Source organism: Azospirillum sp. A26, assembly GCF_042604635.1.
GTDB classification, from domain to species: domain Bacteria; phylum Pseudomonadota; class Alphaproteobacteria; order Azospirillales; family Azospirillaceae; genus Azospirillum; species Azospirillum palustre.
Genome location: NZ_CP170473.1, coordinates 279,120 through 291,464 on the forward strand (window position 1 = coordinate 279,120; position 12,345 = coordinate 291,464).

At 66.3% G+C, this 12,345-nt stretch carries 12 protein-coding genes; 6 read left to right on the top strand and 6 right to left on the bottom strand.

Going from position 1 to position 12,345, the window contains the following annotated elements; genetic code table 11:
* The first annotated feature begins 7 nt into the window (after positions 1–7).
* Positions 8–541, top strand: a complete 534-nt coding sequence (gene fae, locus ABNQ39_RS15835; protein ID WP_376961501.1) for a formaldehyde-activating enzyme — start codon at positions 8–10, stop codon at positions 539–541.
* A 54-nt stretch (positions 542–595) separates the two neighbouring features.
* On the opposite strand, the gene ABNQ39_RS15840 is transcribed toward fae, so the two are convergent.
* From ABNQ39_RS15840 to ABNQ39_RS15865, 6 genes are all read right to left on the bottom strand, one after another.
* Positions 596–1,462, bottom strand: a complete 867-nt coding sequence (locus ABNQ39_RS15840; RefSeq protein WP_376961503.1) for a substrate-binding periplasmic protein — start codon at positions 1,460–1,462, stop codon at positions 596–598.
* Between the two features lie 80 nt (positions 1,463–1,542).
* Positions 1,543–2,817: an MFS transporter gene (locus ABNQ39_RS15845; protein ID WP_376961505.1), complete on the bottom strand. Its 1,275-nt coding sequence runs from the start codon at positions 2,815–2,817 to the stop codon at positions 1,543–1,545.
* Between the two features lie 74 nt (positions 2,818–2,891).
* Positions 2,892–3,068, bottom strand: coding sequence for a hypothetical protein (locus ABNQ39_RS15850; RefSeq protein ID WP_376961507.1), 177 nt, complete (start codon positions 3,066–3,068; stop codon positions 2,892–2,894).
* Positions 3,069–3,087: 19 nt separating this feature from the next.
* On the bottom strand, positions 3,088–3,951 hold the full coding sequence (purU, locus tag ABNQ39_RS15855) for a formyltetrahydrofolate deformylase (protein ID WP_376961509.1): 864 nt from the start codon (positions 3,949–3,951) through the stop codon (positions 3,088–3,090).
* A gap of 41 nt (positions 3,952–3,992) precedes the next feature.
* Entirely contained in the window at positions 3,993–4,523 is a 531-nt protein-coding gene (locus ABNQ39_RS15860) for a YbaK/EbsC family protein (protein ID WP_376961511.1), read from the bottom strand.
* Between the two features lie 193 nt (positions 4,524–4,716).
* On the bottom strand, positions 4,717–5,730 hold the full coding sequence (locus ABNQ39_RS15865) for a GlxA family transcriptional regulator (protein WP_376961513.1): 1,014 nt from the start codon (positions 5,728–5,730) through the stop codon (positions 4,717–4,719).
* 114 nt (positions 5,731–5,844) lie between these two features.
* Here ABNQ39_RS15865 and ABNQ39_RS15870 point away from each other — a divergent pair, with 114 nt between their 5' ends.
* Genes ABNQ39_RS15870 through glyA form a run of 5 tightly spaced genes read left to right on the top strand, consistent with a single transcriptional unit; the run spans position 5,845 to position 12,320 of the window.
* Entirely contained in the window at positions 5,845–7,098 is a 1,254-nt protein-coding gene (locus ABNQ39_RS15870) for a sarcosine oxidase subunit beta family protein (protein ID WP_376961515.1), read from the top strand.
* Positions 7,099–7,108: 10 nt separating this feature from the next.
* Positions 7,109–7,468, top strand: a complete 360-nt coding sequence (locus ABNQ39_RS15875; protein WP_376961517.1) for a sarcosine oxidase subunit delta — start codon at positions 7,109–7,111, stop codon at positions 7,466–7,468.
* A complete protein-coding gene (locus ABNQ39_RS15880) occupies positions 7,465–10,464 on the top strand; it encodes a sarcosine oxidase subunit alpha (RefSeq protein WP_376961519.1) in 3,000 nt (999 codons plus the stop codon). Before ABNQ39_RS15875 ends, ABNQ39_RS15880 begins: the two co-directional genes overlap by 4 nt.
* A gap of 11 nt (positions 10,465–10,475) precedes the next feature.
* Entirely contained in the window at positions 10,476–11,030 is a 555-nt protein-coding gene (locus tag ABNQ39_RS15885; protein WP_376961521.1) for a sarcosine oxidase subunit gamma, read from the top strand.
* 15 nt (positions 11,031–11,045) lie between these two features.
* Complete coding sequence (glyA, locus tag ABNQ39_RS15890; RefSeq protein ID WP_376961523.1) at positions 11,046–12,320, top strand: serine hydroxymethyltransferase; 1,275 nt, start codon at positions 11,046–11,048, stop codon at positions 12,318–12,320.
* The last annotated feature ends 25 nt before the right edge of the window (positions 12,321–12,345 follow it).

Here is a 12,345-nt window from a genome sequence, read left to right on the forward strand (position 1 = left end):
GAATCCCATGAGCAATCCGCTGTTCCGTGTCGGCGAGGCCACCGTCTTCGCCAAGGAAGGCCAGTTTACCGACGCCATGCCGGAAATCGTGATCGGCACGGTCGACGGTCCGGCCGGCCATGCGTTTGCCACCATGATGGGGCAGACCGCCGGCCACACCCGTATGTTCGCGGTGCGGGATTGCAACCAGATGGTCCGCCCGGCCACCATGATGGTGTCCAAGGTGACGATGAAGTCCAGCGCCTATGTCGACCTGTTCGGCGGCGTCGTCCAGGCCGCCACCGCCGATGCGGTGCTGGACTGCGTCATCGACGGCCTTCTGCCGCGCGACGGGATCAACGACCTGTGCATTCTGGTGATGGTCTGGATCGATCCGCGCTGCGCCACCGATGCGAACCTCGACCGGTCCGATCTCTACCGCACCAATTACGAGGCGACCAAGATCGCCATTGGCCGGGCGATGCGCAACGAACCCACCATCGACGAGCTGATCGAGAACCGGCACAAGGTTCGCCACTTCATGCTGGATGCGCAGGAGTGAGCGTCAACCCCGGGACGGCAACAATGCGCCGGCTCCTTGGGATCGGGTCTTCGACTACCGGTCCCAGTTGCGGACGATGGCGTCGATGGTGCCGTCCTTCTTGAGCTTTTCATAGGCCGCACGCAGCCGTTCGGCCTTATCCGCCCGAGCCTTCGGCACAGAGATGTAGCGCGGCACCATCGCCAGAGGCTTGGGCAGGATTTTGACCGACGCGGTGCGGCCCTCGCTGTCGGCAAGATACTTGAGCACCTGCAAATCACCGGCGATGGCATCGACACGGCCGAGAAGCAGGCGCCGGAACGAGACGACGCTGCTGCTGCTGGGAACCCTTTCGAAAAGCTGCGACTTGTCGAACTCGGGCGTATATTCGAAGCCTTCGACGACGCCGACCCGCAGCCCCCGCAGATCCTCGATACCCGTGTAACCGATGTCCGAATTGCTGCGGACCATAAGCACGGTCGCGCCGACCCGGTAAGGTCCGATCAGATGGCCGCGCTCCAGACGCCGGGGCGAGGTGAAGAACTGGAACGCGACATCGACCTCGTTCTCGTCGTGGGCGCGCACCACCTCCGGCCAGGTCATCGGGCGGTGAACCGGATACACGCCGATTTCCTTCAGCATCGCTTCGACGATCTCGGTGTCCATTCCCGTCCGCTTGCCGCGCAACGTAAAATTATAGGGCGGGAAGAAATCCTCGGAAGCGACGAGCCAGTTCTCGGCACGGGCCGGGGCCGCGCTGAAAATCAGCGTGGCAACCAGCAGCGTCGCGGCGCATCCCAGGACAGTGCCCAGCACCCTCATGATCGGTGCCGTCCGCTTCGGGGGATGAAGAATACTGGAAACAGGAACCATCGATCTCGCCAACATGCCGGAGTTTTGTGGGATGCACGCTTCATGGGTGAAGCAGCATCCCCGTCTCATGCGAGTGGTACATCGACAGCTTCGGGTTGGGAAAGGGATCTTATCGACGGTCGTGCCGCCCTCCGTCGCCCCGGGGGCCTTCAGAGCCTCGACGGTTCCGCTTCGGGCTCTTCCTCCCTGAGGCCGTTCCCAGACTTTTCCACACCCGGCGTCACACCGTCCAAGGGCCCCGGGATCGGGGCCTGGGGAAGGAAGGGAAGGCGCTGGTCCAACGGCACAGGGGGGCGGACCGTCATCCGCCAGAGCGCGAACGCCAGCGCGACGATGGCGACCAGTGCCGAGAACAGGAACAGCCCATCCTGCTCGAACACCGCCATCACCAGCGAGGCGAGGAAGGGACCGGCAATGGCGCCGACCGAGAAGCCCAGCACCATGCCGCCGCTGGCCGGCACCATTTCGGCCGGTGTCAGGAAGTCGTTGGTGTGCGAGACGCAGATCGGGTAAATCGCGAAGATGATGCCGCCGAACAGGGAGATCCCGGCCAGCAGCGGGCCGAACTTGCCCTGCGGCAGCATCGTCATGCCGATGCTGGTAACGGCCAGGGCCGCGAACAGACCGACCAGGACCAGCCGCCGGTCGATAAGGTCCGAAAGCTTGCCGACAGGCCATTGAAGGAGCATGCCGCCGATGATGGCGGCGCTGACGAAGGTCGCGGATTGGCCCAGATCGTAGCCGAGATGCCGGACATGGACCGGACCCAGCCCATAGAAGGCGCCGACGATCAGCCCGCTGATCACCGTCCCGGCAAATCCCAGCGGACTGGCGCGGTAGAGATGGCCGATCCTGATGGACTCCAGCTTCTGCAACAGGGGCGGGGCGGTGCGGCTCAGCGCGACCGGGACAAGGGCGAGCGAGACCAGGATCGACACGATGACGAACTGCTTGAAGCCGTGCGGATCGTCGATGACCATCAGATACTGGCCGACCCCTTGCGCGCCATAGAGCGCGATCATGTAGAGCGCCAGGATCTGCCCGCGCGTGGCCGAGGTGGCGCTCTGGTTCAGCCAGCTTTCGATGCAGACGAACAGGCCGGCCATGCAGCAGCCCTCCACGAGGCGGAGGGCGATCCAGGCCGCGGGATCGGACCCCAGCGTGTGCCCGAGCGTCGCCGCGACCAGAACCGTCGCGGAGGCGCTGAAGGCACGGATGTGCCCGACCTGCCCGACCAGCCGGAACGCCTGCGTCGATCCGACCGTCACCCCCAGGTAATAGGCGGCGGTCAGGGCGCCGAGCAGGATGGGCGGCGCGCCGGCGGCATCCAGGCGGACGCTGACGATGGTCGTCAGCGCGCCCGTTCCCCCCATCATCAGGAACACCGCGAGAAGCAGCGGGACGATCGGTTGGATGAGGGACATCGCTTGATCCGCCGGAGGGGGAAAAACGCCCGCATGTCGGGGCCGACAGTCCCGACAAGGCGGGAACGGCGACCTTATAGCCGGGTGTCGCCGTTGTGGACACTGGCAAGAAACGCCTCGACGGTGGCGAGCGCCATGCGTTCATCCTCGATCACGACATGCCGGCGCAATTCCTGCACCGCGGCGGCGAGGCCGCCCGATGCGAAAGCGCGGCGGATCGCCTGGGTGGCGTTTTCGTCAATGAGCTGCAAGATCGGTGGACTCCTTTTGTTACCGCAGGACAATTGCCCGGTGGTCGTGGAGCATGACGCGCGCTTCGATGTGCAGACGGATGGCGCGGGCCAGGACGACGCTTTCGACGTCGCGGCCGATGGCGACCAGATCGTCGGGCGACATCGAGTGATCGACGCGCGCCACCTCCTGTTCGATGATCGGTCCTTCGTCGAGGTCGTCGGTGACATAGTGGGCGGTGGCGCCGATCAGCTTCACGCCGCGCTTGTAGGCTTGGTGATAGGGCTTGGCCCCCTTGAAGCTGGGCAGGAAGCTGTGGTGGATGTTGATGATCCGCCCGGCCATCCGCGTGCAGAGGTCCTGCGACAGAACCTGCATGTAGCGGGCAAGCACGACGAGTTCCACGTCGTTCGTCTCCACGATCTCCATCAGGCGGAGTTCCTGCTCCCGCTTGGTGCCGGGTGAAACGGGGAGGTGATGGTAGGTGATGCCGTGGGATTCGACCTGGGACCGGAAGGCGTCGTGGTTGGAGACGACGCCGACGATGTCGATGGGCAGCGCCCCGATGCTGTGGCGGTAGAGAAGGTCGTTCAGGCAATGGCCGAACTTCGACACCATGATCAGAATCTTCGGCCGCCGCCGCGCATCCCGCAGCGTCAGGCTCATCCCGAAGCGCCCGATGATGGGTTGCAGATCTTCGATGAGGGCGGCTTCGCTGCGGATCGCGTCCGGAGCGTCGAAGGCCATCCGCAGGAAGAAATGCTCGCCGTCGTGATCGACGAACTGCGCGCTTTCGATGATGTCGCAGTCGCGGTCGTACAGGTGGGTGGAGATGGCGGAGATGATCCCCGGCCGGCTCAGGCAACTGACAGTCATGTAGAAGAGGTTGTGATTGGGACGCATCGCAGATCTCGCGCCTAAGGATTTGGCCGGGGGAGGTATGGTCAGGCGATGTCGACGATGATCGGCTCATAGCCGAGCCGGCCCAGGAAGGCCGACAGGTCGTCGGGGTGCATCGACAGCGTCGCGCGGTTCGTCATCGGGTGGAAATTGACGGTGTCGCCGGCCAGGACGCGGCGTTCCAGCACCAGACGGACGCGACGCTCCTTGTCCGCCACCAGGGCCAGCGGGCTGACGCCGCCCGGCTCGATGGACAGAACCTGCTCCAGCGTGACCGGCGAGGCGAAGGACAGCTTGGCCGAGCCGATGACCGGCGCCAGCTCCTTCATGTTCACCGACTGGTCGTGCGGCAGCACCACCAGCCACAGCACGCCCTTGGCGTCCTTCAGAAGCAGGTTCTTGGTGTGCACGCCGGGAACGCTGCGCCAATGCTCCTCCGCATCGGCGACGGTCCGCACCGGCGGATGGGCGTGCAGGCGCATCGGCGTCGATGCCAGGGCGAGTTCCCGGCATAGCTCTTCGGGAATGCCGGCCTCGCGCCAGTGCAGTTGCATGGTGTCGTTGTCGTCGAGCATGGTCGCCATCCTTGTTGAGCCCGGCAAGCCACGGAAAGCGAATTGCCGCAGTGCGGGTCGGGGGCACTGTGGATGGTTGCGTCCCCGACCGTTCCGTTGGACGTAGCATGGCGAAGGGATCCACCCGCCGATTGTACGGGTGCGTCACCGGCGTTGAATGGAATGGCTGTGGCAGAAAGGCCCTGCCGGAGCTTCAGCCCTTGCGGAAGACGGACGGCGTCATGCCGCGCCGTTCCTTGAAGGCGCGGACGAAGTGCGAGGAATCGCAGAAGCCGACAGCGGCGGCCACTTCCGTCACCGACTGCTCGGTGTTGCGCAGCAGGAATTCGGCATGCTCCAGCCGCATGATCCGGTATGCCTCGGTCGGCGTCATGCCCAGCGCGTTCTGGAAATGCCGCTCCATCTGGCGCCGGGCGGCCCCCAGCCGGCGGGCCATCTCCGCCACCGACAGCGGCACGTCGATGTTCTGCTGCATCAGCAGAAGCGCCTTCCGCACCACCTCGTCGTTGGTGGAGAAGTCGAGCGGGATGCCGGGCTGCGGCTTCTCCCCGCGCAGGGCGTCGTCAATGATCATGATGTGCAGGCTTTTGCGCGCCTGGGCCCGCCCGACATGCTTTTCCACGAGATAGGCGGCGAGATGGGCCGAACTGGTGCCGCCCGAGCAGGTCAGCCGGTCGCGGTCGACGATGAAAATCTGGTCGGAGACCGGCGTGATGCCGTCGAACTGCTCCAGGAAGTCGGCGTGGTGGAACCAGCTGATGCAGCAGCGGTATCCGTCCATCAGCCCGGCCCGCTGCAGGATGAAGGCGCCGGTGCAGACGCCGACCAGAGGAATTTTCGCCGCAGCCGCCTGACGCAGGTAACGGATGTAGTCGGGGCTGAGGTTGGAGATCTCGTCGATCAACCCGCCGATGACGACGATGTAGTCGAACTTTGCCGGATCGCCCAGCCGTTCGGTCGGCTGCATCAGCATGCCGCAGCTGGATGCCACCGGCCGCATCTGGTCGGACAGCACCGACCACTCGCACAGGATCGGCCGGCTGCGGTCGCCCTCGTCGGCGGCCAGCCGCAGCACATCGACGAAATTGGCGAAGGCGCACAGTGTGAAGCGGTGGGCGAGGATGAAGCCGACGGACAGGCGCGGTGCGGCGGGACGGTTTGGGAACCGGCCCGGTCCGATGGCGTTTGCCCTGGCAATGACTGTCATGTGACCTCCGGCGGACGCACCGTCGCACAGGTGACATTAAACTGACGCATCCATTCTGTCCAATGAAGGGTCGCTTCCCGATACTGTCAGCACATTGAACTTCGCGGTGCTGCCATGACCCGCTTCTCATTCTCCTCGCTGCTGACCAATGCGCTGACCGGCAACAAGAACTGGCAGCCTCAATGGCCCGATGCGGAACCGAAATCCGAATATGACGTCGTGATCGTCGGCGCGGGCGGGCATGGTCTGGGTGCAGCCTATTATCTCGCCAAGGAACACGGCATCACCAACGTCGCGGTGGTGGAGAAGGGATGGCTCGGTGGCGGCAACACCGGCCGCAACACCACCATCATCCGCTCCAACTACCTGTACGACGAAAGCGCCCGGCTCTACGAGCATGCGGTGAAGCTGTGGGAAGGGCTGAGCCAGGAGCTGAACTACAACGTCATGTTCTCGCAGCGCGGCGTGATGATGCTGGCGCACACGGTCCATGACATCCAGAGCTTCAAGCGCCACATCCACTCCAACCGCCTGAATGGCATCGACAACGAGTGGCTGACGCCGGAGCAGGCCAAGGAATACTGCCCGCCGCTGAACATCGCCGCCAATGCCCGCTATCCGGTGATGGGGGCCGCGTTGCAGCGGCGCGGCGGCACCGCCCGCCACGATGCGGTGGCCTGGGGCTATGCGCGGGCCGCGTCGGCGCGCGGGGTCGACATCATCCAGAACTGCCCGGTGACCGCGATCCGCCGCGACGCCTCCGGCCGCGTCACCGGCGTTGATACCGCCCGCGGCTTCATCAAGGCCAAGAAAGTCGCGGTGTCGGCCGCCGGCAACACCTCGGTGGTGATGGACACCGCTGGCGTCCGGCTGCCGCTGGAAAGCTATCCGTTGCAGGCGCTGGTGTCGGAACCGATCAAGCCGGCCTTTCCCTGCGTGGTGATGTCCAACACGGTGCACGCCTATATCAGCCAGTCCGACAAGGGCGAGCTGGTGATCGGGTCGGGCACCGACCAATACACCTCCTACAGCCAGCGCGGCGGTCTGCCACTGATCGAACACACCGTCGCCGCCATCTGCGAGGTGTTCCCGATCTTCAACCGCATGCGCATGCTGCGCAAATGGGGCGGCATCGTCGACGTTACGCCCGACCGCTCGCCGATCATCGCCAAGACGCCGGTGCCGGGGCTCTACGTCAATTGTGGCTGGGGCACCGGCGGCTTCAAGGCGACGCCGGGGTCGGCCAACGTCTTCGCCCACACCATCGCCCGCGACGAGCCGCATCCGATCAACGCGCCCTTCACGCTGGAACGCTTCAAGACCGGGCGGCTGATCGACGAGGCCGCCGCCGCCGCTGTCGCGCATTGAGGAGACGATCATGCTGCTCATCCGCTGCCCCTATTGCGAAGCAGAGCGCCCGGAGGTGGAGTTCACCTATGCCGGCGAGGCGCACATCGCGCGACCGGCGGACCCCTCCGCCCTGTCCGACGACGAATGGCGCGACTTCCTGTTCATCCGCACCAACCCGCGCGGCCGGCATTTCGAGCGCTGGCGCCACATGCACGGCTGCGGCCGCTTTTTCAACGCGGTGCGCGACACCGTGACCGACAAATTCTCCATGACCTACAAGGCCGGGGCTCCGCGTCCGAGCGACGAGGAGATCGCGCTTGCCTCCAGCGCAGCCGCCGACTCCGCCGCCGCCCCCGCTGCCGCCAGCGTCAAGGATGCACGTCCATGAGCAATTTCCGCATTGCCGGCAAGGGCAGGGTCAACCGCAACCGTCAGCTCCGCTTCACCTTCGACGGCGTGGACTACAACGGCTATGAGGGCGACACGCTGGCGTCCGCGCTCCTGGCGAACGGCGTCCATCTCGTCGGGCGGTCCTTCAAGTACCACCGTCCGCGCGGCATCCTGACCGCCGGGTCGGAGGAGCCGAACGCGCTGGTCGGCAGCAACCGCGGCAACGGCCGGTTCGAGCCGAACACGCGGGCGACGGTGCTGGAGGTCTTCGAAGGGCTGAAGACCGAGAGCCAGAACCGCTGGCCGTCGCTGACCCGCGACATCGGCGCGGTGAACGACGCGCTCTACATGCTGTTCTCGGCCGGCTTCTACTACAAGACCTTCATGTGGCCGAAGAGCTTCTGGGACAAGGTCTACGAGCCGGTCATCCGCAACGCCGCCGGCCTGGGCAAGGCGCCGACCGCCCCCGATCCCGACACCTATGCCAGCCGCTTCGCCCATTGCGACGTGCTGGTCGTCGGTGGCGGTGCCGCCGGCCTTGCCGCCGCGCTGGAAGCCGGCCGCAGCGGCGCGTCGGTCATCCTGTGCGACGAACAGTCGGAAATCGGCGGCTCGCTGCTGTCGGAGCCGACGGCCGAGATCAACGGGCAGCTGGCCTGGGACTGGCTGGAGGACGCCAACGCCGCGCTGGCGGCGATGCCGAACGTCACCGTGCTGCCGCGCACCACGGCCATCGGCTATTATCACCAGAACTTCATCGGTCTCTGTCAGCGTCTGACCGACCATCTGCGCATCGTGCCGGACGGCGCGCCGCGCGAACGGATGTGGAAGGTGCGGGCCAAGCAGGTGGTGCTGGCCCAGGGCGCCATCGAGAAGCCGCTGGTGTTCGCCGGCAACGACCGGCCCGGTGTGATGCTGGCCGGGGCCGCGCGCACCTATCTGAACCGCTATGGCGTCAAGGTCGGCAACCGGGTTGTGGTCGTCACCAGCCATGACAGTGCCTGGCATGCCGCCTTCGATCTCGCCAAGGCGGGGGTGGAGGTTGCGGCCATCGTCGATGTCCGCGGGACCGTGCCGACCCAGCTTGTCGCGGCGGCCGACGCGCTGCGCATCAGGACGCTGATCGGCTGGACCGTCACCGGGACCAAGGGCCGGCTGCGCGTCTCCTCGGTGCGGGTCAATCCGGTCGGCGCCGGAGGCAAGGTCGGCGGTGCCGAGACCATTGCCTGCGACGCCCTGCTGATGTCGGGCGGCTGGACCCCCAGCATCCATCTGTTCTCCCACACCCAGGGTTCGCTGACCTGGAACGAGGACGGCCAGATGTTCCTGCCCGGCCGCGGCAAGGAGGAGTGCCGTCTGGCCGGCGCCGGCAAGGGCCGCTTCGGGCTGAAGGCCGCCTTCGAGGACGGTGCCGCCGCCGGCGCCGCCGCTGCCACGGATGCCGGGTTCGGCGCCGAGCCGGCCAGCTATCATGTGGAGGGCGAGCTGTCCTTCACCGGGGTGACCGGCCGCGAGCTGCCGACCGACCTCGATCCGGGCCACGCCAAGGCGTTCGTCGATTTCCAGAACGACGTGATGGCCAAGGACATCCGGCTGGCGGTGCGCGAGGGCTTCAAATCCATCGAGCACATCAAGCGCTACACCACCAACGGCATGGCGACCGACCAGGGCAAGCTGTCCAACATCAACGGTCTGGCCGTCGCCTCCGATGCGCTGAAGCGGCCGATCCCGGCGGTGGGCCTGACCACCTTCCGTCCGCCCTACACCCCGACCAGTTTCGGCACCTTCGCCGGCTACAACAAGGGTGCGCTGTTCGAGGTGACGCGCAAGACGCCGATCGACGGCTGGGCCGAGGAAAACGGCGCGGTGTACGAGCCGGTGTCGCTTTGGCGCCGTGCCTGGTACTTCCCGCAGGTCGGCGAGGACATGCATGCCGCGGTGGCGCGCGAATGCCAGGCGGTGCGCACGTCGGTGGGCATGTTCGACGCCTCCACCCTCGGCAAGATCGAGATCGTCGGTCCCGATGCCGCCGAGTTCATGAACCGTATGTACACCAACGCCTGGGCCAAGCTGGCGCCCGGCCGCTGCCGCTACGGCCTGCTGCTGGGCGAGGACGGCTTCATCCGCGACGACGGCGTGATCGGGCGTCTGGCCCATGACCGCTTCCACGTCACCACCACGACCGGCGGTGCGGCGCGCGTGCTGGGCATGATGGAGGATTATCTCCAGACCGAATGGCCGGACCTGAAGGTCTGGCTGACCTCGACCACCGAACAATGGTCGGTGATCTCGCTGCAAGGTCCGAACGCCCGCAAACTGATCGAACCGTTCGTCGAGGGGATCGACCTGTCGGAAGGCGCCTTCCCGCACATGGCGGTGGCGACCGGCAAAATCTGCGGCGTACCGACCCGGCTGTTCCGCGTGTCCTTCACCGGCGAACTCGGCTTCGAGATCAACGTGCCGGCCCGCTACGGCCGCGCGGTGTGGGAAAAGCTGTTCGAGGCCGGGCAGCGCTTCGGCATCACCCCCTACGGCACCGAGACGATGCACGTCCTGCGCGCCGAGAAGGGCTACATCATCGTCGGGCAGGACACGGACGGCACGCTGACGCCGGACGATGCCGGCCTGTCCTGGGCCGTCGGCAAGACCAAGCCGGACTTCGTCGGCAAGCGCTCCCTGTCCCGCCCGGACATGCTGGCGAAGGATCGCAAGCAGCTGGTCGGCCTGCTGACCAGCGATCCGAAGACCGTGCTGGAGGAGGGGGCGCAGATCGTCCTCGACCCGAACCAACCGGTGCCGATGGACATGGTCGGCCATGTGACCTCGTCCTACTGGAGCGCCGAGCTGGGGCGGTCCATCGCCTTTGCGGTGATCCAGGGCGGCCGGTCCCTGCAGGGCAAGACCGTGCATGTGCCGATGCCGGACAAGGTCCATGCCGCGACCATCACCGGCATGGTGTTCGTCGATCCCGAGAACAAGCGTCTCAGCGCATAGGAGGCTTACCCATGCTTCTGGCCAATCACCCGTTGCTGGGCAAGACCATCCCCGGCGACACCGCAAGCCGGCTGAGCATCCGTGCCGCCGATGATGTCGCCCGTTTCAGCCTGCGCATCGATCCCGCCGCCGTCCAGTCGGCCGGGGCCGCTTTCGGCATGCCGCTCCCCACCCGCATCGGCGGGATGGTGGAGGCCGGCGGCCGGATGGCGCTGCAACTCGGCCCCGACGAATGGGTGCTGACGGCGCCGGTCGCCGAGAGCGACGCCATCGCCGATGCCTTCGCCGCCCTTGGGGAGACGCACAGCCTCGTCGATATCGGCCATCGCGAGGTCGGCATCCTGGTGGAGGGGGAGGCCGCGGCGCTCGCCCTGCGCTCGGCCATCGCCTTCGATGTCGAGGCGATGGCGGTCGGCACCGGCTGTCGCACCCTCTTCGACAAGGCGCAGATCGTCCTGATCCGCGAGGACAAGAACCGCTTCCGGATCGAGGTCTGGCGCTCCTTCGCCGACCATGTCTGGGGAATCCTGCACGCCGTCAGCCGCGAAATCGCGCTCGGCCTCTGATCGAGAGAACCGCACATGACCCGTCATCAGTCCCTGCCGAAATCCGATCTCACCGATTCCGCGATTGCAGCGGCCATCGGGCGCGAACTGAACCGCCAGAAGTACGAGATCGAGCTGATCGCCTCGGAAAACATCGTCTCGGCGGACGTACTGGCCGCCCAGGGCTCCATTCTCACCAACAAGTACGCCGAGGGCTATCCGGGCCGCCGCTATTACGGCGGGTGCGAGTTCGTGGATGAGGTCGAGACCATCGCCATCGACCGCGCCAAGCGGCTGTTCGGCGCCGGATTCGTCAATGTCCAGCCGCATTCGGGCGCCCAGGCCAATCAGGCGGTGTTCCTGGCGCTGCTCCAGCCGGGCGACCGGGTGATGGGCATGTCGCTGGCCCATGGCGGCCACCTGACCCACGGCTCGCCGGTGACCATGTCGGGCAAGTGGTTCGACATCGTCAGCTACGAGGTGCGCGAGAGCGACCAGCTGATCGACTATGATGCCTTGCGCGCCAAGGCGCTGGAGACCAAGCCGAAGCTGATCGTCGCCGGGGCGTCGGCCTATCCGCGGGTGATCGACTTTGCCGCGTTCCGCCGCATCGCCGACGAGGTTGGGGCCTATCTGATGGTGGACATGGCCCATTACGCCGGGCTGGTCGCCACCGGCCAGTATCCGGACCCGCTGCCGCACGCCCATGTGGTGACCACCACCACGCACAAGACCCTGAGGGGCCCGCGCGGCGGCATGATCCTGACCAACGACGAGGCGCTGGCCAAGAAGTTCAACTCCGCGGTGTTCCCGGGCAACCAGAGCGGCCCGCTGATGCATGTCATCGCCGCCAAGGCGGTCGCCTTCGGCGAGGCGCTGACCCCGGAGTTCAAGGCCTATGCCGCTCAGGTGGTTGCCAACGCCAGGGTGCTGTCCGACACGCTGGTCAAGGGCGGGCTGGACATCGTCTCCGGCGGCACCGACTGCCACATGGTGCTGGTCGATCTGCGGCCGAAAGGCGTGAAGGGTCGTGATGCGGAGCGCGCGCTGGAGCAGGCCGGCCTGACCTGCAACAAGAACGCCATCCCGTTCGACCCGGAAAAGCCGGCGGTGACCTCCGGCGTCCGTCTCGGCACCGCGGCGGGCACCACCCGCGGCTTCGGCGAGGCGGAGTTCGCCCGCATCGGCGAACTGATCCTGACCGTCATCGACGCCCTTGCCGTCGCCGGACCGGACGGCAATGCCGAGGTCGAGACGCGCGTGCATGGCGAAGTCCGCGAATTGTGCGAGCGCTTCCCGATCTACGGCTGACCGGGACACGTGCCGCTGGGAAATC